Raw genomic sequence first — 23,514 nt, forward strand, 5'->3', positions numbered from 1 at the left:
CCGTGACGTCGAAGCCTGCGCGTCAGCCGGCCAGCCGGTTCATCTTGCGGATCTGCTTGTCGAAGACTCCGGCGGGAGCGACGCGGCGCAGTACGCTCGCACGTCCGGCCATGGGGCCGGCGGTGTAGCGCAGCTTCGGTTTGGCGTCGGTCGCCGCCGCGACGATCGCCTTGGCGACGACGGCGGGGGCGTCACCGTCCCTGACCGCCTCCGCCATCACACGGTCGACGGTCTGCCGCTGTTTCTCGTAGGCGTTCAGGGGCGTGTCGGGCTTCGCGCTGTTGGCCTCGAATCCGGTCCTGGTGTAGGCGGGTTCGACGATGAGCGCGCGGACGCCGTGGTCGCGGACCTCGTGGTCCAGGGACTCGGTGTAGCCCTCGATCGCGTGCTTGGAGGCGGCATAGGCGGCCATGTAGGGCTGAGGCAGGAATCCGAGTACGGACGAGATGTTGATGATGCGCCCGCGTCGCTGAGCGCGCATGTGCGGCAGGACCTCGTTCACCATGCGCATGACCCCGAAGACGTTGGTGTCGAAGACGCCCTGGGCCTGCGCGACGGAGGTTTCCTCGGCCGCGCCCATCGAGCCGACGCCGGCGTTGTTGACCAGGACGTCGATCCGTCCGAACAGCTCGATCACCCGCTGGACGGCTGCGGTGACCGACTTGTCACGGGCCACGTCGAGGTCGAGGAACGTCACACCGCCGAGCGGGGCGACGCGTGAGGTGTCGCGGCCTGTGCCGACCACGTCGAAACCCGCTGCGACCAGGGCGAGCGCGGTTTCCTTCCCGATGCCGGACGACGCACCCGTCACGAGTGCCACCGGCCGATTCGTCGTCATCATGGACTCCCGCACTCGTTGAGAAACTGATCGGTTTCCGCTCACTGTAAACCGATCGGTTTCCGAGCGCAAGCTCAAGAAGGAACTGATCCGGGCCGGCTCTTCCCCCTGTCGGTTCACCGCGCCACGGTGGCGAGGACATCGTGGCCCAGGCGCTGGATGACGTCCGTGGCGAGCCGGTGCCGTACCAGCTTGCCGTCCCGGGTGGAGCGCACCAGGCCCGCGTCGCGCAGGGTGCGCAGGGCGCGGGAGACCTGGGGTTCGCTGGAGCCGAGTCGGGTGGCGAGCTCGGACGTGGTGATGGGCTCGCCCAGCAGATGGCGGCACAGCTCCATCCGGGCGGGCGAGGTCAGCGCCATCAGCCGGTCGTGCAGATCCCGCAACGTCAGCTGTCCGGCCGGGGTCGTGCCGCGCGCCGCGTACTGCACCACCACGCACGACGGGTGCTCGTTCTTGACCGTCAGATGCGGCCACACCCGGGCGGACGGGACGAGGACGAGGGGGCGCGGGGCCACCTTCACCTCGTCGATCTGCAGCTTGTCCAGCCGGATCCGTTCTCCCGGCCCGACCCGGGCCGCGGTCGGCAGCAGCTCGGTGAGCACCTCCGCGGGCGACCGGGCTGCCAGTCGGCGACGTACTTCTCGCGCGTGCTCCTCCAGAGCCGGCCGCAGGGTACGCCAGTCCTCGGCGAAGAACGCGGTGTCGGCGGCCCGCAGCACCGCCAGCAGCCGGTCCCGCAGCTCCAGCGGCGCCGCCACCAGTTGCCGCGCCAGCTCACCGCGGGCATAGGAGCGGCGCAGGCAGCGGCGGGCGTAGTCCTCCGCGGCGGTGGTGTCGGCGTGCAGCTCGCGGGCCGACGGGACGGGCTGCGCGCTGGTGCCGAGGACTCCGGGCGCCACCAACTCGAGGAAGTTCTCGGCCGGCAGCTCCCCGATCGCCGCCAGCTCCTCGTCCAGGCCGGCCGCGAGCGGCACCGTACGGGGAAAGAACAGGCGGCAGCGGAAGCGGGCCCACAGCGGGGCGAACACAGCCAGCTCGTCGCGCAGTTCGGGGTCCGCCGTGATGGCGCGGGCCGCCCAGTCGGCGGCCTCCGGGTGGTGCTCCGGTTCGGCGAGCACGTGCAGGCTCGCCATCAGTTCCGACAGCGCGGAGGGCCCGACCACGAGGTCCGCGGGGCCGAGCCCTCCGAGGTCGAGGACGATGCTCACGCCGTCAGCGTACGGCCGAGTTCACCGTACGGGCGCGCCCGGACCGAGCGGGATGCCCAGCAGGTACCAGGCGAAGAACAGCACGACCCAGACCACCAGCATGATCATGGCGAGGGGCAGGGTGAAGGAGACCAGGGTGCCGATGCCGGCCTTGCGGCGGAGCGTCTGGAGATAGCCGACACAGAGCATGAACGACGTACTCATCGGCGTGATGGAGTTCGTGCAGGAGTCGGCGATGCGGTAGAGCGCCATGGTGGTGGCAGGGCTGGTGCCGAGCAGCATCAGCATCGGCACGAGTGCGGGGGCGACCAGGGCCCACAGGGCGGAGCCGGAGGTGATGAGGAGGTTCATCAGCGCGACCGCGACGATCAGCAGGGAGAACAGCGCCAGTGTGGGCGCGCCCAACTCCCGGAGGAAGTCCGCGCCTTCGACCGCGACGACCGTGGCGATGTTGGTCCACTTGAACAGGGCGAGGAACTGCGACACGGCGAAGAAGAGCACCAGGAGCGGCGCGATCGAGCGCACTCCGTCCGCCATGAACTCCGGTATCGCGCGGCTCCCGCTGATCCGCCCGGTGAGCCGTCCGTACACGGCGCCGATGAGCAGGAAGAAGACGGTGAGGAAGACGGCGATGGCGTTCATGAAGGTGGACTCGACGATCGCGCCGCCCTCGCCGCGGAGAGGTGACGAGGCGGGCAGCATCGCGAGCACGATCAGCGTGGCGTAGCCGAGTACGGCAAGGCCGGTCAGCCTGAGGGCCCGCCGCTCGGTGGCGTCGTCGACCCCGGCGGCGACCACCTGCTGCGCCGCTGCCGCCTCCAGGTCGGCGTCGGGGATCAGGTGGTGCTCCCGCTTGGCGAGGACCTTGTCCACGACCAGGGCGATGGTGCCGGCCAGCACGAACGCCGAGACGGTGGTGAAGTACATGTTGTCCGTCGCGCGGACCACCACGTCCTTGTCCACGAGCTGCGCGGCCTCGGTGGCCACGGAGGCGAACAGCGCGTCACCCGGTGCGATCAGCGGGTTGGCGTCGCCCGCGGCGTTGATGGACACGAACGCGACGATCATGCCGAGCATGGGGGAGCGGCCCACGGCGCGGAAGGCCACCGCCCCGAGTGGGATGAGGACCACGTACGCCGAGTCGGACAGGAACTTCCCCAGCACCCCGCCCAGCGCCACGCCCAGGACGACCGTGCGCGGGGACAGGCCCGACAGCATGCGGCGCGCCAGCGCTTCGAAGAGCCCCGACCGCTCGGCGACCGCGACGCCCAGCATCACCATCAGCACGGTGCCGAGCGGGCCGAAGGTGACGAAGGACTCCTCGGCGCCGGTGATCAGGTCCCGTACGGCGTCCGCCGACAGGGCACTGCGTACGCCGACCAGGTCGCCCGAGGACGGGTCTTCGACCCGCAGGCCGGAGGCGTTCAGCGCCCAGCTGACGCAGGCGACGATCCCGCACAGGATCCAGAACAGCCAGAACGGATGGGGCAGTGCGTTTCCCGCCCGCTCGACCAGGTCGAGGAACCGGGAGCCACGGCCCCCCTCGCCGGGCTCGGTGGCCTGCACCTCCTCGGCGCGGCTGTCAGGTGTGCTCATGGCGGCCTCCTGTAAGGACTGGGAAAGGACGGGAGATGACGGGAGAGGACTGGGAAACGAGGGCATGGCGCGGCTGCGCCGCGAGCGATGTGAAACGGGACCCGGAGCCGCGCACCATCACGATCCGTCGCGATGGCCTGCGGGGCGTTCCCGGGTTGCGCTGCACAGTAGGTCCCGTGTCCGGTCCCGTCACCTTCCGGCGGAACAGTTGACCTGATGACGTCAAGTGATCGCCATGACCTGGGCCATTGCTTAGCGTCACGGGAGTGACCTCGTACGACACCACTCCCACGTGCCGACCCGAACCCCTGCAGGGCGGTGCCCTGTGGCGCCGCACCCTGCGCATCCCCATGCGGGACGGCATCCGTCTCGCCGCCGACCTGTACTCCGCCTCACCCGAGCCGGAGGCGACCGCGCTTCCCGTGCTCCTCGAACGCACCCCGTACGGCCGGCGCGCCCAGCGCGGTTCGGACCAGGACCGCAGCGACGCGCCCGTCCCGCAGCCCGAGGACATCGCCCGGCACTTCACCGAAGCCCGCTACCACGTAGTACGGCAGGACTGCCGGGGCCGGGGCGACTCCGAGGGAGCGTTCGTGAAGTACCTCGGCGAGGGCCCGGACGGCGCGGACACGATCGCCTGGCTCCGGAACCAGTCGTGGTGCGACGGCAGGGTGGTGATGGCGGGGGTGTCCTACTCCGCCCACGTCCAGGCAGCCGCAGCCGCCGAAGGGGCGACCGGGCTGGCCGCCATGTTCCAGGACTCTGGCGGTTTCTCCTGCGCGTACGACGCGGGGATGCGGATGGGCGGCGCCTTCGAGCTGAAGCAGGTGACCTGGGCACTGCGGCATGCGGTGCACAGCCCGGAGGCGGCGGCGGATCCGGTGCTGGCCGAGCAACTGCTGCGGGTGGACGCGACGGGCTGGTTCGGTGCGATGCCGTGGCGACCCGGCTGCACGCCGCTGCGGCACCTGTCGGCGTACGAGGACTTCCTGCTGGAGCAGTGGCGCCAGGACACCTTCGGGGACTACTACCGCAATCCGGCGATCTACGGGCGAGGCTTCTACGAGCGCTTCCCGGATGCGCCGAGCCTGCACATGGGCAGCTGGTACGACCCGTACGTCCGCTCCACCATCGAGAACTTCACCGCCCTGCGGGAGCTGAAGTCGGCACCCTCCTACCTGGTCATGGGCCCGTGGACGCACGGACACCACTGCGAGACGCATGCCGGAGACGTGGACTTCGGTCCACGGGCGACGCTGGACGGCAACCTCGCCCCGTCGTACCTGGAGTTCCGCCGCCGCTGGTTCGACCGGGCGCTGGGCCGGGCGAGCGACGGAGACCTCCCCGCGGTGCAGTACTTCCTGATGGGCGGTGGTGACGGGCGGCGGGACGCGGCCGGGCGGATGCGGCACGGCGGGGAGTGGCGCACCGACACCCGGTGGCCGCCGACGGTGACGGCACCGGTCGACCTGTACCTCACCGCCGACGGCGCCCTCGACGTCACCCCGCCCACCGTGGCCGACGCGTCGGTGACCTACGACTTCGACCCGCGCCACCCGGTCCCCACCATGGGAGGCCAAGTCACCTCGGGCGAGCCGGTGATGACGGGCGGAGCCTACGACCAGAACGCCCCGGACGCCCGGGTGTACGGGGCTCGTGCGCCGTATCTCCCGTTGGACTCCCGCCCGGACGTGATCAGCCTGAGCACCCCGCCACTGGAGCGGGACGTGGTGCTGGCCGGCCCGGTGTCGGCAAGGCTCCACATCTCCACCACGGCCCCGGACACCGACTTCACCATCAAGCTGATCGACGTCCATCCGCCCAACGCCGACTACCCGCACGGCTTCGCCATGAACCTCACCGACGGCATCGTCCGCTGCCGCTTCCACCGCTCCTACGAGAGCCCGGAGTTGCTCATTCCCGGCAAGGTCTACGAGATCGAGGTCACCGCCCCCGACACGGCGAACCGCTTCGCCGCCGGCCACCGCCTCCGGCTCGACGTCTCCTCCAGCAACTTCCCCCGCTTCGACGTCAACACCAACACCGGCGAACCAGAAGCCGCCGCCCGCCGCACCGCCACAGCCGCGAACACCGTGCACATGGATGCCGAGCACCCCTCCCACCTGCGAGTGTGGCTGGAAGGGGGAGCGGACGCGCTCGCGTAGCCGGACGTTGCCTCTGAGCGCGAGGGTCGTCAGACGGTGGCGGCCGGCGGGATCCATCGGTGGGTGTGGGGGACCGCGCTGGTGACGCCGTAGTCCTTCTTGAGGGTTTCGGGGATCGCGTAGTGCATGACGCGTCCACGGGTGAGGGAGGACAACTCGAGGACCGTGGTGAGGTGGCCGAGGCGGTCCAGGGCCCAGGCGCCGAGCGGGGAGCGGTCCTCGATGGTCTCCAGGACGCCGAGGAGGTGGGGCACGGCCTTCACGACGGTGTCCCACGATGTGCGCGGCACGTGGAGCCAGTCGGCGCAGGTGTCGCCGATGAGGTGGCGGATGAGGGCGGAGACGATGGGGTCGAAGAGGGTGCCGGGCACCACCTCTTCGTAGAGGTCGATCAGCTGCCGGGTCAGATGGGTGCCCTCGTCGGAGGGCCCCATGTGCCGGACCATGTAGAGGTCGAGGAACTGGCGGGCCTCGTCCAGAGTTCGGGGGACGGCGTCCTGGTCGACGCCGAGCATGGCACCGACGACGCGCCACGCGTAGTAGTACGCTTCCGCGCCCTCGGCCGACATGTGGATGCCGAGGCGGTGCAGGCTGTCCAGGACGAGCAGGGAGAAGAACATCTGCCCGCCGATCATGTCCTCCTGGCAGATCGGCGTCCCGTGAGCCGCGGTGTCCCAGCGGTTCTCGCGGGTGAGGTGGTGGCGGATGGAAGCGTGCAGCAGGCGCACTTTCTGGGCGGCGGGGATGAAGCGGCTGCCGGCCTCGAAGGCGTCGGGCTGCATCAGATGGACGGTGAACTGGCCGGTCTCCGCCATCCGTTTGGAGGGGTACTTCAGCCCGTGGGAGGCCGACAGCAGCTTCGCCACGTGCGGGACGAGGTAGCAGGCGGGCATGGAGGCGAAGGACAGCGCCGTGGAGATGTGCACGTTGTTGTCGATGAAGAACAGCCGGGCTTTCTCCATCTCCGCCCAGTCCACCCAGTCCGGCGGCGTGCGGGTGGCTGCGAGGTACTCGCGCGCGACCTCGGGCAGACCGTCCGGCAGCGGAGCGCCGGCGGTGGAGACGTGGCGCATCAGGGTGTTGAACTTGCCCACCTCTCCGCGTTCGAAAAGCTCGGCGACGGTGGCATCGGCGAGTTCGTCGCCGACCTGCCGCAGGGCGTCCAGCGATGCGTCGGTGTAGGTCACGGCAGGGTCCTCAGCTTCCTCGGGGAGCGTCCACGGGTCAGGACAGGCGTACCGCCGCGGAATGTGCCAGCGCGGTCAGGCCGACGGCCGCGTGTGCCGGTAGATCCAGCTCGTGGAGGGCACTGAGAGCCTCCTCGACCCGTGCCTGGATCATGTCCTCGATGCGGTCGGGTGCCCTCAGCCGACGCATCACCTCGCGCACCGAGTCCAGCCCTTCCCCGTCCAGGTCGCCCCGGCCCAGGAGGGAGTTCAGCAGTTCGCGCTCCGCGGCGTCGGCGAGACGCCACGTCTCTGCCAGCAGCGTCGTGGGGCGTCGGCCGCGCACATCGTCGGCATTGGCCTTGCCGGTGAGTTCGGTGTCTCCGAACAGCCCGAGCAGGTCGTCGCGGAGCTGGAACGCCTCGCCGAGCGGAAGCCCGTACGCGGAGTAGCCCTCGCACAGCCGTGCGCCCGCCCCGGCCAGCGCACCACCGATCAACAACGGCTGTTCGACGGTGTACTTGGCGCTCTTGTACCGGACCACCTTCAGTGATGCCTCGGTGTCCGGACCGACTCCGGTCCGCAGGATTTCCAGACACTCGCCCGCGATCAGCTCACGGGCCATCACCGCCCACAACGGGCGGGCCCGGACGAGATACGCGGCGGGCAGACCACTGGTGGCGAACAACTGCCCGGCCAGCGCCATCAGCAGGTCTCCCACCAGCATCGCCAACGACCGCGCGGCGGCATCGGCGTCCGGACGAGCCCCTACGGCCCCGAGGAGGGCGACGTGGGTCGTGGGCCTCCCGTGCCGCAGCGAACTGTCGTCGATGAGGTCGTCGTGCACGACCGCGGCGGCATGCACCAGTTCCATCGAGGCCGCCGCCCGCACCAGCGCGTCGCTGTCCGGCTGCCCCACCGCCCGCCACCCCCAGTAGCAGAACGCCGCCCGCAGCCGCTTGCCGTCCGCGACCGCAGACTCCAGCCTCTCGGCCACCGAACCGAGCATCGGATCGACCGCTGCGAACTCGTCGGCCTCCCGGGCGACGAACCGACGCAGCACCTCGTCCACGCGGGCCTTGAACGCGGTCGACTCCCACCGGTCATCCGCCACCGGTGGCCCGCCGAACCACAGCGCGCTGGGCGAGGATCTCCAAATGGGCCGGGGGTACAGCCGCGTACCGGTCCAGCACCAGACGCCCACGCGCCACGAGCTCGTACTCGGCCTGAGCCGCCAACTCCGCGGCGTCCGACCGGCGCAGCAGCCCACGCACGACCCCCAGGGCCGAACCCGCCGTGCTCACCGCCAGATCGGCCAGCCCGGCAGCAAGCAGCAGCGCCTGGCTGTCCAAGCCTCCGCGCCGTCCCGCTTCTTGCGTCACGCCAACTCCCTCATCCGTCGTGCCGCCGGCAGCCCCGGGCGCTCACCGTCCTTCCGAGCATCGCGTCCCACCGGGTGCGCGAGGGGAAGAACTCACGATCGAGTGATCCCACCGCTCGCCCGTGCGGATCACGGATGCCGCTACGGCTGGGGCAGGCACAAGGTGGACTCTTCCGTGACGCTAGAGGCGAGCCCCCTACGGCTTGGGGGCGGGTTGCTCTCCCGAGCCGCGGACGATCAGCCGGGTGGGAACGGTGATGGTGCGAGCCCGGGAGCGGTCGCCGTCGAGCCGGGCCAGGGCGGTGGCCGCGGCGCTGCGGCCGAGTTCTTCGGGGTCCTGCGCCACGACGGTCAGGGCTGGTTCCAGCGCCTCGGCGAGGGCGACGTCGTCGAAGGCGACGACGGCTACGTCCTTGCGCTTGCTGCGGGCGAGTTCGGCGACGATGCCGAGCGCCATGATGTTGTTGCCGGCGAACAGGGCGGTGGGGGGATCGGCCAGTTCGAGGAGTTGGGCGGTCGCGGCCTCGGCGCCCGGCTGGTCGTGGGCGTTGGCGACGAGCGAGCGGTCGTAAGGGAGGTCGGCTGCTTGCAGGGCCGCGCGGTATCCGGCGAGGCGTTCGCGGCGGGTGTACAGCTTGACGGGCAGGTCACCGACGAATCCGATGCGTCGGTGCCCGTGGGCGATGAGGTGGGCGACGCCGTCCTGAGCCCCGGCACGGTTGGAGCTGACGATGCTGTCGGTGGGCAGGCCGACTCCGGGGCGGTCGAGGAAGACGATGGGCAGCCCCGCCGTGCGGTGCGACTTGAGGTGGGAGTGGTTGGCGCCGACGGACGGCACGACGATCAGGATGCTGACGCGCCGGGCGAGGAACTTGTCCGTCAGGGCGCGTTCGCGGTCGGGGTCGTCCGCGGAGGAACCCATGAGCAGGGTCAGTCCGCGTTCGCCGACCGTGTCCTCGATGGCGCGGGCCACGGCTCCGAAGAAGGGGTTGGCGAGGTCGGGGATGACCAGGCCGATGGTGGTGTCCGGGCCGCCGACGCGGATGTTGCGGGCCATGAGGTTCGGCTGGAAGCCGAGTTTGGCCACGGCGGCCAGAACCTGTTCCCTGGTCTCGGCCGAGGCATATCCGTCCTCGTTGAGAACGCGGGAGACGGTCTTGGCGCTGACGCCCACTTCTCGGGCGACGTCTGCCATGGTCGGGCGGCGGTTCGCTGCCATGGAGGAAACAGTCTCCTGTCTCGTCGGTTCCGGCCGCGGCCTCGGCCGGAACCTGTGAGTGCTTCAGTCCTGTCGTCAGTTGGCCTGGACTCCCGCGGCCTTCGCCGCTTCGGAATCGGCTACGACAGTATCTCCGGCCTCGTCGATGCCGAGGGCGCCGGTCATGATGGCGACGACCTCGGCCATGGAGTAGTCGGACGGCTTGATCACGGCGGCGCGCCGGCCCAGCCGGTGGACGTGGATCCGGTCGGCGATCTCGAAGACGTGGGGCATGTTGTGGCTGATCAGGACGACCGGCATGCCCTTGTCGCGGACGCGGCGGATGAGGTCGAGGACCTGTCCGGACTCCTTGACGCCGAGGGCGGCGGTGGGTTCGTCCATGACGACGACGGAGCGGGCCCAGGCGACCGCGCGGGCGACCGCGACGGCCTGCCGCTGCCCGCCGGAGAGGGTCTCGACCGACTGGGTCAGCGAGCGCAGGCCGATCTTCAGGTCCGCCATGTGCTCGGCGGCCTCCTGACGCATGCGCTTCTTGTCGAGCATGCGGAAGGCGCTGCCGAGGACGCCTGGGCGGCGCAGCTCGCGCCCGAGGAACATGTTCGAGGCGATGTCCATGGAGGCGGCCACGGCGAGGTCCTGATAGACCGTCTCGATGCCGTGGGCGCGGGCACTCTGCGGACCGGAGAAGGTGATGGGTTTGCCGTTGAGGCGGATTTCGCCCGCGTCAGGGACCACCGCGCCGGTGAGGGCCTTGATGAGGCTCGTCTTGCCGGCGCCGTTGTCGCCGATGACGGCGAGGACCTCGCCGGGCAGCAGGTCGAAGTCGGCTCCGTCGATCGCGGTGACGTGGCCGTAGCGCTTGACCAGACCGCGTGCCTGCAGAACGGGGGTCGGCGTGGTGGTGGTCATCGGGCCTTCTTCCGGGAGAGCTGGTCGACGGTCACCGCGAGGATCACCAGGACTCCGGTGATGAGGGTCTGGTAGACGGAGGCGACGCCCATCAGCTGCAGGCCGTTGCGGAAGACACCGACGATGAGGACGCCGATGAACGTGCCCAGGACCGAGCCGCGTCCGCCGAAGAGGCTGGTGCCGCCGAGGACCACGGCCGTGATGCTGTCGAGGTTGTCGGTCTGCCCCGCCTGTGGGTCGCCGACGCCGGTGCGGGAGATGAGCAGCAGGGCGGCGATGCCGTAGAGGATGCCGGCCACGGTGTAGACGCCGATGGTCAGTCGGGAGGTGCGGATGCCGTTCAGCCGGGCCGCTTCCGGGCTGTTGCCCAGGGCGTAGACGTGTCGGCCCCAGCCGGTGTTGCTCAGCGCGTAGGCGAGGAGGAGGAACAGGCCGATGGTGACCAGCGAGCCGTACGTGATGTCGGTCTTGCCGAGCGGGAAGGTCTGCCCGAGTGCCGTCAGCGGGCCGGGCAGGTTGGTGACCGTCTGCTCCTCGGAGTAGATGTGCGTCAGCGCGAACGCCACGTTGAGCATGCCGAGGGTGACGATGAACGGCGGCAGCGGGATCTTCTGCACCAGCGCCCCGTTGAGCAGGCCGAAGCCGCCGCAGACGACCAGGCCCAGCGCGATCGCGGCGAGCGGGGGCAGGGAGCCTTCGGCCGCCATCTTGGCGATCATGATGCTGCCGAACGCCATCACCGCCCCGCACGACAGGTCGATGCCCGCGGTGAGGATGATCAGCGTCTGGCCGATGGCGAGGGTGCCGACGACCATGACCTGCTGCACGATCAGCGAGAAGTTCCCGCCGGTGAGGAACTGGTCGGTCGAGACGGAGAAGAAGACACAGGCCAGGAGGAGGGCGGCCAGCGGGCCGGTGGTCGGCTGCGTGAGCAGTCTGCGGGCCGTGGTCGGTGCTTTGAGCTCGGCGTACGGCTTGGACGTGGAGGGTGGCGTGGACGTGGCAGTCATGCGAGGTCCTTGTCGGAAGACAGAAGTCTTTGCCGGTCCGTGTCGGACGGGAGGCTCAGTCCTTGTCGGACGGCAAGAGGACGAGGGGGCGGCCGTCCCCGGGGCGGGGAGGAGGGGACGGCCGCCCCGCTGAGGGATTTCGAACGGCGGCAGCTACGACGGCAGTTGGGGGTGGCGGCTCAGCCCCAGCAGTTCTCCAGGCCGTAGACGGTGTCCTTGGACGTGACCCCGTCCTGCGCCTTGTCGGTGACCAGGGTGACGCCGGTGTCGGTGTAACCCGACGCCTTCTTGCCGTCCTTGGCGAACGTCACGACGGCCTTGACGCCCTCGGCGGCCATCTTCAGCGGGTACTGCTGCGAAGTCGCGGCGATCTTGCCGTCCTTGACGGCCTGGGTGCCCGTGCAACCGCCGTCGACCGAGACGATCAGCACGTCCTTCTCCCGGCCCTTGGCCTTCAGCGCGGTGTACGCGCCCAGCGCGGCCGGCTCGTTGATGGTGTAGACGACGTTGATGTCGGGAGACTTCTGCAGGCAGTTCTCCATCGCGGTCTGGCCCTTGGCCTGGTCGCCGCCGGTGTCCTGGGAGCAGACGATGGAGGAGTCACCCTCCTTGACACCGAAGCCCTTCAGGAAACCGTCGTGCCGCTGGACGCCGACGGAGACGCCCGGCGCGAGGTCGAGGGTCGCTATCTTCGCCGACTTGCCCTTCATGGCGGCCTTGGCGTACGCGCCGATCAGCTCACCGGCCTTGACGTTGTCGGTGGCGAAGAGTGCGTCGACCGCGCTCTCCGGCTCGGTCGGGGTGTCCAGGGCGATGACCAGGACACCCTTGGCCTTGGCCTTCTCGAGCGCGGGCACGATCGCCTTGGAGTCGCTCGGCGTGATCAGGATGCCCTTCACACCGGCGGCGACCATGTTCTCGATGGCGGTGACCTGACCGGCGTTGTCACCGTCGAACTTGCCCGCCGCGGTGGACAGTTCGACGCCGTTCTCCTTGGCGGCCTTCTCCGCGCCCTCCTTCATCTTCACGAAGAACGGGTTGGTGTCGGTCTTGGTGATCAGACCGACCTTGACGCTGCCCGATCCGGTGCTCGCGGCGCCCGATTCGGATCCGGATCCACAGGCGGTCAGGGTGAGCGCCGCGATGCCTGTGCACGCGGCAGCTCTGAGCAAGGGGGAAGGCAGACGAGAGATGCGTGACATGAACGACTCCTGCGGGATCGGGGCGAGCGGCCGGCATCGGGGCATGCCGTCCCGAGGTGTCATCGTTGACTTATGTCATCGTTGACACTTCTTGGCGAGGATGATGGACTCCGCCTCCAGGCAACGTCAATGCCTTGCACCCGTCACAAATCGGCAACGCCCCGGCAGTCGGCCGCCCGAAGCCGCTCAACGACTGCCCGCGACGTGCCCGTTCTGCCGGCGCGCGCGAAGAGAAGGCAGCACTGCGACTCCACCCACTGACAAGGACACGGAACCGTGACGAAAACCCTGCTCGCCGAGTTCACCGCCCGAGAGGAAGCGGAGGACGAGGTCGCCCGCCTGATCCGCGACTACGCCCTGAAGGTGCGCGAAGAGGAAGGCAACCTGGCCTTCGACGTCTACACCAAGGCGTCCGCCCCGCGCGCCTACTGGATCTTCGAGGTGTACCGGGACGAGGACGCCTTCCAGGCACACCTGAACGCCCCGTACGGCGCCCCGTTCAACGCCGCCCTCACCCCGCTGATCGAGGAGGACGCCTCGGCACTGACGTTCCTCGATCCGCTGGCCACGCATCCGTAACGGGCGTTGAACGACCGGGGTTCGTGCGGCCAGGCCTGGTGGGGCCAGGCCGCACGGCTCCCGGCTCGTCACCGCCAGATGGACCTCAACTGCCACGCCTGAATGTGGTCGAGGGTGGCGGTGCCGCCCTCGGCGAAGACCTCGACGCCGGTGCTGGAGGGGTCGGGGAAGATCTGGTCCGTGATCACCGCTTCGCCGTTGCCGCCGAAGACCTCGACGGACGACCAGTCGACCAGGATCCGCAGCTTGACCTTGCCGTTCTTGGCCTTCAGGGGTGCGGTCTGCACGCCGGGGAAGGTGCTGTTGAAGTCCCCGGCGCCGGAGCGGGTGCGGTCGACGTACAGCTCCTGGGTCGTGGTGTCGTAGCCGATGACGGTCTCCTCGCCGCCTGTTCCTGTGCGCACCTTCAGGCCGAAGCGGTCGGCGTCCTTGAGGGAGAAGGTCGCCTCGATGTCGAGCGCCTTGCCCCTCGCCGCGGGGCCGATCAAGGGCTTGGAGGTGCTCCTCACGGTGACGCCGTACGCGGTCGCGGCCGGGCGCTTCTGGCGGAGGGACTCCAGGCTGCCCACCGGCTTGCTGGTCAGCCGGATCTGGCCGTCTACGGTGCGCAGGGCCATCTCCCTGGGAACGCTCTGCGCGCTGCGCCAGGGGGAGGTGGGGATCGACTGGCCGTAGTCCCAGTTGTTCATCCAGCCGATCATGTAGCGCTTGCCGCCCGGTGCGTTCTCCCAGGACACCGCCGCGTAGTAGTCCTTGCCGTAGTCGGCCCAGTCGGCGCGCTGTACGACGGACTTGGCGGGCTTGTCGGCGGCGGTGAACTGGTCGGCCATGACGTGGCCCCAGCCGGCGGTGTTCATGTCGACGACCTGGATCCGCGCCTGCTTGCCCTCGTACGGGCGCATGTCGAAGGACGCCCAGTCCAGGGTCTCGCTGTCGGCGCCGGTCGCGCTGCGGACGACCTTGCCGTCGACGAGCAGGTTGACGGACGTCTCCTGGGAGACGCGCGCGGCCTGGGTGTCGGAGAGCACGATGTGGTCGACGTTGAGGTGGCCCCAGCCGCCGGTGTTGTCGTCGACGATCCTGATCTGCGCCCTCTTGCCGGCGAGGTCGCTGAGGTCCCAGGAGGCCCAGTTGAGTGCCTCGGCGTCCTTTCCAGTGGCGCTGCGGACGACTTGGCCGTCCACGAGGAGTTCGACGGCGGTCGGGTTGTCGGAGCCGGCCGGGTGGTTGCCGCCGCCGATGAGGAAGTTGATGTGCTTCTTGTCGATGGTGAACTCGGGCGACGTGAGGGTGCCGGTGGTGGAGTCGCCGTTCAGGAAGGTGTTGGCCAGGCCGTCTCCCAGGAAGCCGGAGACACCCTGCTGGCCGGGGAGGGTGCCGGTGGCCGGTGCGGTGCCGAAGGCGTCTCCGGTCGCCGTCCAGTCGCCGTACGTTCCGCCTTCGAAGTCGGCGAGGACCGTGCCCTCGGGCGGAGTCCGGTCCATGACGGTTCCGGCCTCGTGCGGATGCCGCCCGCCACCGATCTTGAAGTTCAGGTAGGGGCTGTCGACGGTGAAGGAGGGGGAGTTGAGGATGCCTGTGCTGCCGTCACCGCCGTGGAAGCTGTTGACGAGGCCCTTGCCGTCGAAGCCGGTGACGGCCCCCTGCCCGTCCACCGCCCCGCCGGCCGGCCCCTGGCCGAACGCGGTTCCGGTCGTCGTCCACTCACCGAAGCCGGTGCCCTCGAAGCCCTGCATCATCGTGCCGGTGGGCGGCGTGTAGGTGCCCTTGTCGTCAGCGGTGAACTTCTTGCCGTCGAAGTCGCCGACGAAGTACTGGGCGGCCGAACCTCCGGCGATGCCACCGGGGTTGATGTTGACGACCAGCACCCACTTGATCTTCTTCTTGTCCCCGTCGACCGCGAGGGGGAACAGGTCGGGGCACTCCCACACGCCGCCCGTCGCACCGGCGGGCCCGAAGTCGCTGAGCAGGTCCCAGTCCTTGAGGTTCTTGGACGAGTAGAACCGCACCTTGTGCTCGGCGGACAGCGACACCGTCATCAGCCAGCTCTTGGTCGGCGCGTACCACTGGACCTTGGGATCGCGGAAGTTGGTGGAGCCGATGTCGATCACGGGATTGCCCTGGTACTTGGTCCAGGTGCGGCCTCGGTCGGTGCTGTAGGCGAGCGACTGGGCCTGCTTGCCGCCCTCCTTGTAGGCGCTGGTGTAGATCGCCACCATGGGCGGGTTCTTCTTCGTGCCGAACCCGGTGGTGTTGTTCCAGTCGACGACCGCACTGCCGGAGAACACCATCTCCTCGTCGTCGTGCGACAGGGCGAGCGGCAACTCCTCCCAGTGCACGAGGTCCCTGCTCACCGCGTGCCCCCAGGACATGTCGCCCCACGTGTTTCCGTTGGGGTTGTACTGGTAGAAGAGGTGGTACTCGCCCTTGAAGTACACGAGCCCGTTGGGGTCGTTCATCCAGTTCTTCTCCGGAGTGAAGTGGAACTGGGGTCTGTAGGTCTCGGTGTACGGCGGGGTGTCGGCGGCGACGGCCTGGGGGGCGAGCGGGGCGGCGGACACGGCGCAGACGGTCGCCACCGCCGCGATCAACCGTATGCGGGCATGCCGGGATACGCGTGCAGAGCTCATGGTGTCTCCTTGTCGCGCGGCCGTCCGCGCAGCGGTGACTGCGGCCCCGGCGCGGACGGACCGAAAGTAACGCCCCGGCCGGCGCCGTCGTCCACGCCGCCGCCCGGGTGTCATCGTTGACTTGTGTCATCGATGACATCGAGTGCCCGATTATGAAGGGCAGCCCGGTCGGTGCGTCAACGGTTCGGGCGCGATTGATCCTGCGACGGCGGACTGAATCCAGGCGAACGTGCGGGTCAGGGCGGCGACTTGGGTGGCGAAACCGGCAGACTTCCGCGCTGCATCCCTTGGTGGGTCGGTGCGCGAGTATGTCCGGGAAGCCGAACGTCGCGACCAGTGCAGGATCGTGGAACGGCGTCGCCTCCAGCGTGGCGGCCGTGCGAAGCACCTGTTCCAGCAGGCCGGCGTCGGAGCGTCCGCAAAATGATCCTGCTCCAGTAACCAAGCGGCCGCAGGCTCGGGGGATCAGCCGCGGTCGAGCCGCGGCAGTGACGCACAGAGGTGCTCGGGCAATTCCGGCAGGATTTTGTGGATGCCGACGCACCCAGCATCGCCGTTCGTGGCCACCGGCCGCCAGCCCGAGGAATCGGCCCGGTAGAACCAGCGCTGGGAGACACCGGAGGAGGGGCATCCGTCGGCGCCGTCACCGCACACCGGCCCCATCCGGGTCGACAGGTCCAGCACCAGCCACGTGTCGTCGCAGCCGCGTTCCTCCCAGCTCGTGTGCTTGGGGATGTCCGTGTCGTTGACCGCCTGCCGGTACGAGGACGAGGTGCAACGCGGCGGCGTGGGGTCGCAGCCGTTCTCACCGCACTGCCGCAGGGCGGGTGGCGTGGCACCGACGGAGGTGTACACGTCCATGCTGTTCACCATGACCCTGCGGGAGCCCAGGGGCTCGCCCAGCTTCACCGTCGCTTTGACCTGCCGCGTGCCGGTGCAGCCGGAGTCCTGGTCCTGGGAACGGGTCTCGTACGTGACCTTCACGTACACCGTGCCGTGCTCGACGGTGTCGAGCTCCCCGCGCAGGCTGCGCACACAGTCGCGTGCCCCGTCGGGCACTTCGGAATCGACCACCAGAGACCGGCCGCCGTCGGCGGTACGGACACCGTCGATGCGAATCGGAGCGGCGAGCGTCCAGGCGGAGGCCGTGGCCACGCCTGTCGCCTCCTCATCGGTCTCATCGGTCTCGGCGGTCTTGGAACCGCAGCCGGCGAGGACCACCAGGGCCGTGCCAAGCACGACCACCCGTATCCCCCGCTGCCACATGCCATGCCCCCAACCGCCGAAGAACCGCAGCCTAGCGTGCCCCCGGATGTCCCTCACCGTCCTCCTCCCGGACCGCCCGCAGGGCAGATCCAGGCCGGGCACGTCGTCCAGGGTGTGGAAGATGCTGCGTCAGGGACCCGCCGTGACGGCTCCCCAAGATCTGTGCCAGAGCCTGATGTCGGACGCCCTAGCCAGCCGGATTGGCCTGGTGCCAGGTCATCTCACAGAAGGCGCCCACCATCCCGCCCGGCAGGGTGCCCCTGGTCGCGGCCGGGCTCCTGCTACTGGGTGAGGCCGGTCGGGGTCCGTCGGGTTTCGAGGTCGCCGTCACGGATTTCAGGCTCGGCCGCACTCCTGTCCGAGCGCGACGAGACGTGCGCCGCGGAACGAGCTATGCACCCTCGTTGTCACCGCGCAGGGAATGGATCATGCTCTGCAGGATCCGGAACGCGTCTGACTGCTCGGACTCGGTCAGGCCGGCCAGCATTCTGGCCTCGACGGACCGGACGGCTGCGCTCGCCTTCTCGAGGCGTCGTCGGCCACGAGGCGTGAGCCGCGTGGGAAGCGCCTTCCCGACGGGTGCCTCCGCAGGCCTGGTCACGTAGCCGTCTCGTTCCAGGGCCTGGAGCAGCACGTTCATCGTCTGCCGTGTCACGAACGCGCCCCGCGCGAGCTCGGAGTTCGACAAGCCCGGTCGTTGCGCCAGCAGCTCGAGGCAGGCGTAGTGCGTCACGTTCATCCCGAGCGGCCGCAGCACTTCCTCCATGGCCGCGCGGAGGGCGCTAGACGCTTCTTTGAGCAGGTAGCCCAGTGACGTCTCCAGGTCGACGCCGACACCTTCTTGACTCATGTCAGCATTCTGACATAGTTTCCCGCATGTCAGAAAACTGACACGAATGGAAGGAGTGTCACCATGCCCGCCACCGGCCCCGACTTCATCTCGCTCCAAGTGCGCGACCTCGACGCTTCACAGGCGTTCTACGAGCAGTACCTGGGCCTCGTCCGCTCGCCGGCCGGACCTCCGCACGCCGTCGTCTTCGGAACGAAGCCGATCGCGTTCGCACTCCGCGACGTCATTCCCGGCACCGACCTCGCATCCATCGCTCAGCCCGGCATCGGTGCCGCGATCTGGCTCCACGCCACCGACGTCCAGGCCATCCACGACGCGCTCGTCGCCGACGGTCGCACCATCGTCTCCGCACCGATCGACGGTCCCTTCGGTCGGACCTTCACCTTCGCCGACCCCGACGGCTACCAGGTCACGCTCCACGACCGCGCTTGATCGACCCAACGCCACCGGACGATCATCAGCGGTTGCACCCTGGGCTCGTGCGTGACGCCACCTTCTGCCCTGCTGACCTGACGACGTTCTGCCGGCTGGATGGCCTCGGCTTGGAAGTGGTCGGCCAACAGTTGCATCCCGACCACGCCGTGTTGCTCTGTCGACTGGTCGACCCTGATGACTGGTGCCACGCCTGTGGCAGTGAAGCTCTCGACGCAGGCGGTCATGTGGGCGTTGACGAGTGTCGTCATCGACCGGATGTCGATCGCCCGGATCGCCGCCGGGCTCGGTGTGTCCTGACACACCGTCAATGACGCCGTCCTGGCGACCGGCCGCCAGCTGCTGATCGCCGACCCGACCCGCCGCTTCGACGGTGTCCAAGTCTTAGGCGTGGATGAGCATGCGTGGCGCCACACCCGCCGCGGGGACAAGTTCGCCACCGTCATCATCGATCTCACCCCGGTCCGCGAACGCGGCGATCGAGCCTTCCAGCGCGGCGCTGGGCCCCGCTGGTGTCGCTACCAGGGCGCGCCCCGGCACCGTTCGGGGCCTGGTGTTGTCAGGGCAGATTCCCCCGGGGCTCCTGTGGGGGCTGCGGCCGGCCGGACCTCGAAGGGGACGGTGGCGACATCACCAAGGTCGAGAACAGGAGGTCGACCTCGTCCCCGGGTTCACCTCTCGACGGGCTGGCGGGAGATCCGTCCTGCCTGGACGGACAGCTTCGTGCTTGAAGGAGGCCGTCAAGGCGTCGGCGAGACCCACGACTTCAAGCTCGGCAGGAAGACACCGTCGCGGATGGACGCGGCACTTGTCAGGCCGGCCGGCTGATCCTGCCGCCCGGCGGTACGGTGCGGCCGCCGGGGCGTTCTCGCCTCGTCCGTGGCTGGCCGACAGGTCAACTTCCTTGGCGTAGACGGATCTTCTGACGTTCCCCCAGTGATACTTTCACCCTCGTCCTGCAAGTCAGTTCGAATATGGGTGGGGTTCACTTACATGGGCAGTGTCCGAAGAAATCTCGTGACGATGGCCGGCGTGATCGCGACCAGCGGCGCAGTGGTCGCGATGGTGGCGACCCCGGCGTCCGCCAGGCTCTACTCAGCGGGGAGCAGCGGCCTGGACTCGTTCACGTACTTCGAGAGCACCGGCGAGATCCTCACCTCCGAGGACAACAATGCCGACGGCCACGGCGCCACGGCCCAGTGGCGTTACAGCGGCTCGTCCACGGTGAACTCGTACTACAACCCCAACGGCGCGGGAAACACGAAGACCTGGAACCTCTCCCTGCCTGAGAACAGGATCATCTATATCCGCGCCTGCCTCCAGGACGGCGCCGGAGGTACTCCGTGGAGCTGCGGCCCCTGGCAGGATGCCTCCACCGGCTGACCCGCCTTCTTCGACCGCACCACCGCCAACCGTGTCGGCATGCGCGGACACCTCGCGGCCGAGGGCAGGTCTGCGAGGCGCGGGCCCCCAGACGGTCAACGGTTGGCGGTGAGCGAGTCGTGCTCAGCCTTGCCCTCAGATGGAGTTGAACTCATCGGTCATGCCTCGCGCTGTTGATCCCACAACGCGGCGACGGTATCGAGTTCCGCGCGGAACAGGTCGGCACTGGTGAAGCCACGCTCGTCGAGGAACAGCAGGGTATTGCGTCGGCGCCGCTGACCGACGGCGACGGTGACCACGTAGCGCGAGGTGACCTGGAAGCCGTACGCCACGTGGACGACCTGCCGGTCGAACACCTCAAGCTCGTAGATGTCCGACCATGGGTGGTGCCGGTCGGCAAGAAAGCCTCGGCGGGTGACGCCGTCCGCGGCCACGACCGTGCCCAGCCGCAGAACCCGGACGACCACGATGAGAATGGCCACCAGACCCGCAATCGTGATTGCGGTCGTTGTCGAGCCGGGAACGCCCATGCCCCAGGGGACCAGGTAGATCACCCCAGAGGTCACGGCCGCTGCGAAGATCGTGTACCTGGTCATGCTCGTCGGGATCCGGTACGTCCTCGGGAGCGTCGACAACGCAGGTCCCCCCTTCCTGTTCCTGCGTGAGCATCAGGCCACGCTGCAGCGGCCAACGTCAATGGGGCCGACGGCAAGACCAACGAGATCACCGTCTTCCGGCCCCTCATCGAACGGCCTCTGCGCCCGGCCGTGATGGGATCCGCCGGATCAAGGCCGCCGCCGTCACCGGGATCGCGTTCCCGCACGCGGAGCAGGCCAACGCAACCGCCACCGCACCACGCGCCATGGCATCTCCGCGCAACCTGGCCCGCGAACACCACCCGCCCGGAGGCTAACGTGAACGGGTGAATCAGCTCTGGGCGTCGTTGATCGGTGTCGTACTTGGCGGAGGCATCTCCTACCTGGCCCAGTTCACCACCGCACGCCAGGCCGCCCGCACCGAGGACAAGCGCCAGGCCACGCAACTGGCCGAGGCCCGCCGAGCCGAACGGCTCGACGCGATAAGGGAGTTCATCCAGCTCACGCAGCAAGGCATACGCCTCGCCGAGGAACGCTACGAGGCACCCGACTGGTTCTCTGGCCGCACATCCGAGTGGCTCGCCGCCGAGCGGGCCCTCGTCGAACGCCTCTGGATCTGCGAGCGGATGATCCTCGTCCTTGTCGGCCCGAAGCTCCACCAACTCGCCTGGGACTACGCGAGCGCCGTGCATCACGTCCTGTGGGAGGACCTCGGTGAGCCCGAAGCCGCGTGGAACCACCTACGCGAACCCATGAACATCTTCCTCAACGCCGCCCACGAGAAGCTGGGCTGACCCCGCCCCGCAAGCTGGGTTCGTAGCGGCTCGGCCGGTGACTACCCAGAGCCAATCACGCCGCTTGAAGATGATGTGCAAAGTGGTGGAAACAATCTTTCGGCCTCTGCTCCGGCAACCCCATCCTCATGCTCGTCAGGTGCCTAGCGGTGGTCACTAGGAGTTACTGCTCGCAGGGCACTCGCCGATGTGGCACTCCGGGCATCACCCCAGGTCCATGCCTCCTGCCGCGGCTCATCCAGTGGATCGAATCCTTGATGTGCTTGTGACCGCAAAGCGGAGGCGCCCACGCCCCGGTCGCCGCTCACCGGAAGGGCGGATACGTTCGGATGGGGGTGGGTTGGCAGGATCTCCGCACTGCGGAGTGACAGGTCCCGGCACAGGGCAGGGCCGTGAGCGCAAGGACGGTGATCGCCGTGGGTGACTCCCCCCGCTATGACGTCATCATCATCGGGACCGGCGCCGGCGGCGGCTCGCTCGCCCACCGGCTCGCTCCGTCCGGCAAGCGTGTGCTCCTTATCGAACGCGGCGACCACCTGCCGCGTGAACGTGACAACTGGGACTCCACCGCCGTGTTCGTGAAGGGCAAGTACCGGGCTCCGGAATTCTGGCTCGACCAGCATGGCAACGAATTCCCGCCCGAGGTCAACTACTACGTCGGCGGGAACACCAAGTTCTACGGGGCCGCCCTTTTCCGGCTACGCCCCGAGGACTTCGGTGAAATCCGCCATCACGGCGGTATTTCGCCGGCCTGGCCGATCCGGTACGAGGACCTGGAGCCCTACTACACCCAGGCCGAGCACCTCTATCTCGTTCATGGACGGCACGGCGAGGACCCGGGTGAAGGTCCGGTGAGCGCGCAGTACGCCTACCCGCCGGTGGAGCACGAACCGCGTATCCAGCAGTTGAGCGACGACCTGGAGAAGCTGGGGCTGCGCCCCTTCCATCTGCCGATCGGAGTCAATCTCAGCCAGGACGGCAATGGACGGGCCACCCATTCCAGCGCGTGTATCCGGTGCAACCGGGTGGACGGCTTTCCCTGCCTGGTGCGCGGGAAGTCCGACGCCGAGGTCATCTGTGTGGAGCCGGCGCTGCGACACCCCAATGTCGAGATGATCACCAATACGCACGTCGTCAGGCTGGAGACCGACGCGACGGGGCGCAGCGTCAATGCGGTCGTCGGCCGGCTCGCGGACGGCTCGGAAGTCCGTTTCGCGGCGGACGTCGTGGTCGTCTCCTGCGGCGCGGTCAACTCGGCGGCCCTTCTGCTCGCTTCGGCCAACGACCACCACCCCGCAGGGCTGGCGAACAGCTCCGACGTGGTCGGACGCTTCTACATGCGGCACAACAACCTTGCTCTGATGGCCATTTCGAAGGAACCCAACGACACCCAGTTCCAGAAGACCCTGGCCTTGAACGACTGGTATCTCGGCGCGGACGACTGGGATTTCCCGCTGGGTGGCATTCAGATGCTGGGCAAGTCGGACGCCGAGCAGATTCACGGTGAAGCCCCTCGATGGGCGGGCGCGGTCGCCCCCGACATGCCGTTCGAGGTGCTGGCCCATCACGCCGTCGACTTCTGGTTGTGCGGCGAGGATCTACCGCTACCCGGCAACCGGGTCACCGTGGACGGTGACGCCCGCATCCACCTCCTCCTCGACGAGAAGAACAACGTCGAGGGTCTGAAGCGGTTGAGGCACAAACTGCAGAGCATGCTCGGCCGCTTGGGCATGCATGAACACCGGCTGCTGTCCCGCAGCATCTACCTGCACAAGGGAATGCCGATCGGTGCCACCGCCCATCAGGCGGGCACCGTACGCTTCGGCGCCGACCCGGCTGCCTCCGCCCTCGACGTCAACTGCAAGGCCCATGACCTCGACAACCTGTACGTCGTCGACACGAGCTTCTTCCCCAGCATCGGTGCGGTCAACCCCTCTTTGACCGCCATCGCCAATGCTCTGCGAGTGGGCGACCACCTCCTGGAACGCCTGAGCTGAGCCGGCGTCCGGTGCCGCTGGTCCGACCGGGCGAAAAGTCCCGCCGGATGGCCCAACTGCGCCTTGCCCAACGCCAGCTCTCCTTCAGCAGGTGATTGCTTGACCCTTGTGCCGGGCCGGGTGCGGCCGGGCCCAGGAGTCGCGCAGCTAGGAGACAGGGGTCGTGGATCATGGGGACGTCCGGGTGATGAAGGCGACCCTCCCCTGGAAATTGCCCCGCACGGGATCCGGATCAACGCGGTTGCCTTCCGGGCCATCCGGACGCCGATCAACCGCGATGCCGGCGTCGCCAC

The 23,514-nt window shown here is 68.7% G+C and carries 20 protein-coding genes and 1 pseudogene; 7 read left to right on the forward strand and 14 right to left on the reverse strand.

The window, feature by feature from the left end; translation table 11 throughout:
* Positions 1–22 precede the first annotated feature (22 nt).
* The 3 genes from ACTWQO_RS13890 to ACTWQO_RS13900 all read right to left on the reverse strand — a co-directional run bounded on the left by ACTWQO_RS13890 (position 23) and on the right by ACTWQO_RS13900 (position 3,642).
* Positions 23–838 carry an oxidoreductase gene (locus ACTWQO_RS13890; protein ID WP_443237739.1) on the reverse strand — a complete coding sequence of 272 codons (816 nt, stop codon included), beginning with the start codon at positions 836–838 and terminating at the stop codon, positions 23–25.
* A gap of 116 nt (positions 839–954) precedes the next feature.
* Positions 955–2,046 (reverse strand): DUF5937 family protein, encoded by a 1,092-nt coding sequence (locus tag ACTWQO_RS13895; RefSeq protein ID WP_443237593.1) that lies wholly within the window; start codon positions 2,044–2,046, stop codon positions 955–957.
* A 21-nt stretch (positions 2,047–2,067) separates the two neighbouring features.
* Entirely contained in the window at positions 2,068–3,642 is a 1,575-nt protein-coding gene (locus ACTWQO_RS13900) for an AbgT family transporter (protein WP_443237594.1), read from the reverse strand.
* A 266-nt stretch (positions 3,643–3,908) separates the two neighbouring features.
* Between ACTWQO_RS13900 and ACTWQO_RS13905 the strand changes: the two genes are divergently transcribed.
* A complete protein-coding gene (locus ACTWQO_RS13905; RefSeq protein ID WP_443237595.1) occupies positions 3,909–5,807 on the forward strand; it encodes a CocE/NonD family hydrolase in 1,899 nt (632 codons plus the stop codon).
* A 29-nt stretch (positions 5,808–5,836) separates the two neighbouring features.
* On the opposite strand, the gene ACTWQO_RS13910 is transcribed toward ACTWQO_RS13905, so the two are convergent.
* The 7 genes from ACTWQO_RS13910 to ACTWQO_RS13940 form a co-directional block, all read right to left on the reverse strand.
* Positions 5,837–6,994, reverse strand: coding sequence for an oxygenase MpaB family protein (locus tag ACTWQO_RS13910; protein WP_443237596.1), 1,158 nt, complete (start codon positions 6,992–6,994; stop codon positions 5,837–5,839).
* 37 nt (positions 6,995–7,031) lie between these two features.
* Positions 7,032–8,087, reverse strand: a complete 1,056-nt coding sequence (locus ACTWQO_RS13915) for a polyprenyl synthetase family protein (protein WP_443237597.1) — start codon at positions 8,085–8,087, stop codon at positions 7,032–7,034.
* On the reverse strand, positions 8,077–8,355 hold the full coding sequence (locus ACTWQO_RS13920) for a polyprenyl synthetase (RefSeq protein ID WP_443237598.1): 279 nt from the start codon (positions 8,353–8,355) through the stop codon (positions 8,077–8,079). The genes ACTWQO_RS13915 and ACTWQO_RS13920 overlap by 11 nt, the downstream gene beginning before the upstream one ends.
* Positions 8,356–8,550: 195 nt before the next feature.
* Positions 8,551–9,573, reverse strand: a complete 1,023-nt coding sequence (locus ACTWQO_RS13925; protein WP_443237599.1) for a LacI family DNA-binding transcriptional regulator — start codon at positions 9,571–9,573, stop codon at positions 8,551–8,553.
* Between the two features lie 75 nt (positions 9,574–9,648).
* Positions 9,649–10,482: an ATP-binding cassette domain-containing protein gene (locus ACTWQO_RS13930; RefSeq protein ID WP_443237600.1), complete on the reverse strand. Its 834-nt coding sequence runs from the start codon at positions 10,480–10,482 to the stop codon at positions 9,649–9,651.
* On the reverse strand, positions 10,479–11,492 hold the full coding sequence (locus ACTWQO_RS13935) for an ABC transporter permease (RefSeq protein WP_443237601.1): 1,014 nt from the start codon (positions 11,490–11,492) through the stop codon (positions 10,479–10,481). The genes ACTWQO_RS13930 and ACTWQO_RS13935 overlap by 4 nt, the downstream gene beginning before the upstream one ends.
* Positions 11,493–11,671: 179 nt before the next feature.
* Complete coding sequence (locus ACTWQO_RS13940; RefSeq protein ID WP_443237602.1) at positions 11,672–12,694, reverse strand: sugar ABC transporter substrate-binding protein; 1,023 nt, start codon at positions 12,692–12,694, stop codon at positions 11,672–11,674.
* A gap of 276 nt (positions 12,695–12,970) precedes the next feature.
* Here ACTWQO_RS13940 and ACTWQO_RS13945 point away from each other — a divergent pair, with 276 nt between their 5' ends.
* Complete coding sequence (locus ACTWQO_RS13945) at positions 12,971–13,273, forward strand: putative quinol monooxygenase (RefSeq protein ID WP_443237603.1); 303 nt, start codon at positions 12,971–12,973, stop codon at positions 13,271–13,273.
* Between the two features lie 68 nt (positions 13,274–13,341).
* Here ACTWQO_RS13945 and ACTWQO_RS13950 read toward each other — a convergent pair whose 3' ends face one another.
* From ACTWQO_RS13950 to ACTWQO_RS13960, 3 genes are all read right to left on the reverse strand, one after another.
* On the reverse strand, positions 13,342–15,903 hold the full coding sequence (locus tag ACTWQO_RS13950; protein ID WP_443237604.1) for a GH32 C-terminal domain-containing protein: 2,562 nt from the start codon (positions 15,901–15,903) through the stop codon (positions 13,342–13,344).
* Positions 15,904–16,368: 465 nt separating this feature from the next.
* Positions 16,369–17,142, reverse strand: coding sequence for a hypothetical protein (locus ACTWQO_RS13955; protein WP_443237605.1), 774 nt, complete (start codon positions 17,140–17,142; stop codon positions 16,369–16,371).
* A gap of 418 nt (positions 17,143–17,560) precedes the next feature.
* Complete coding sequence (locus ACTWQO_RS13960) at positions 17,561–18,019, reverse strand: MarR family winged helix-turn-helix transcriptional regulator (protein ID WP_443237606.1); 459 nt, start codon at positions 18,017–18,019, stop codon at positions 17,561–17,563.
* A gap of 63 nt (positions 18,020–18,082) precedes the next feature.
* Between ACTWQO_RS13960 and ACTWQO_RS13965 the strand changes: the two genes are divergently transcribed.
* The 3 genes and pseudogenes from ACTWQO_RS13965 (at position 18,083) to ACTWQO_RS13975 (ending at position 19,834) form a co-directional block, all read left to right on the forward strand.
* On the forward strand, positions 18,083–18,451 hold the full coding sequence (locus tag ACTWQO_RS13965; RefSeq protein WP_443237607.1) for a VOC family protein: 369 nt from the start codon (positions 18,083–18,085) through the stop codon (positions 18,449–18,451).
* A 47-nt stretch (positions 18,452–18,498) separates the two neighbouring features.
* Positions 18,499–18,922: pseudogene (locus ACTWQO_RS13970) on the forward strand (ISL3 family transposase); the annotation flags it as partial.
* Positions 18,923–19,483: 561 nt separating this feature from the next.
* On the forward strand, positions 19,484–19,834 hold the full coding sequence (locus ACTWQO_RS13975; protein WP_443237608.1) for a hypothetical protein: 351 nt from the start codon (positions 19,484–19,486) through the stop codon (positions 19,832–19,834).
* A gap of 158 nt (positions 19,835–19,992) precedes the next feature.
* Here the strand turns inward: ACTWQO_RS13975 and ACTWQO_RS13980 are convergent, their stop codons facing one another.
* Positions 19,993–20,388, reverse strand: coding sequence for a PH domain-containing protein (locus ACTWQO_RS13980; RefSeq protein WP_443237609.1), 396 nt, complete (start codon positions 20,386–20,388; stop codon positions 19,993–19,995).
* Between the two features lie 368 nt (positions 20,389–20,756).
* Between ACTWQO_RS13980 and ACTWQO_RS13985 the strand changes: the two genes are divergently transcribed.
* Positions 20,757–21,224 (forward strand): hypothetical protein, encoded by a 468-nt coding sequence (locus ACTWQO_RS13985; protein WP_443237610.1) that lies wholly within the window; start codon positions 20,757–20,759, stop codon positions 21,222–21,224.
* A gap of 392 nt (positions 21,225–21,616) precedes the next feature.
* On the forward strand, positions 21,617–23,221 hold the full coding sequence (locus ACTWQO_RS13990) for a GMC oxidoreductase (protein WP_443237611.1): 1,605 nt from the start codon (positions 21,617–21,619) through the stop codon (positions 23,219–23,221).
* Positions 23,222–23,514: the final 293 nt, after the last annotated feature.

It is taken from the genome of Streptomyces sp. 4N124, assembly GCF_052245395.1.
Taxonomy (GTDB): Bacteria; Actinomycetota; Actinomycetes; order Streptomycetales; family Streptomycetaceae; genus Streptomyces.

What these genes read in the sequence shown, in the direction of transcription:
- ACTWQO_RS13950 (WP_443237604.1), bottom strand. Translation starts at nt 15,903, where the DNA reads ATGAGCTCTGCACGCGTATCCCGGCATGCCCGCATACGGTTGATCGCG.
- ACTWQO_RS13930 (WP_443237600.1), bottom strand. Translation starts at nt 10,482, where the DNA reads ATGACCACCACCACGCCGACCCCCGTTCTGCAGGCACGCGGTCTGGTC.
- ACTWQO_RS13935 (WP_443237601.1), bottom strand. Translation starts at nt 11,492, where the DNA reads ATGACTGCCACGTCCACGCCACCCTCCACGTCCAAGCCGTACGCCGAG.
- ACTWQO_RS13960 (WP_443237606.1), bottom strand. Translation starts at nt 18,019, where the DNA reads ATGAGTCAAGAAGGTGTCGGCGTCGACCTGGAGACGTCACTGGGCTAC.
- ACTWQO_RS13890 (WP_443237739.1), bottom strand. Translation starts at nt 838, where the DNA reads ATGACGACGAATCGGCCGGTGGCACTCGTGACGGGTGCGTCGTCCGGC.
- ACTWQO_RS13900 (WP_443237594.1), bottom strand. Translation starts at nt 3,642, where the DNA reads ATGAGCACACCTGACAGCCGCGCCGAGGAGGTGCAGGCCACCGAGCCC.
- ACTWQO_RS13925 (WP_443237599.1), bottom strand. Translation starts at nt 9,573, where the DNA reads ATGGCAGCGAACCGCCGCCCGACCATGGCAGACGTCGCCCGAGAAGTG.
- ACTWQO_RS13940 (WP_443237602.1), bottom strand. Translation starts at nt 12,694, where the DNA reads ATGTCACGCATCTCTCGTCTGCCTTCCCCCTTGCTCAGAGCTGCCGCG.
- ACTWQO_RS13965 (WP_443237607.1), top strand. Translation starts at nt 18,083, where the DNA reads ATGCCCGCCACCGGCCCCGACTTCATCTCGCTCCAAGTGCGCGACCTC.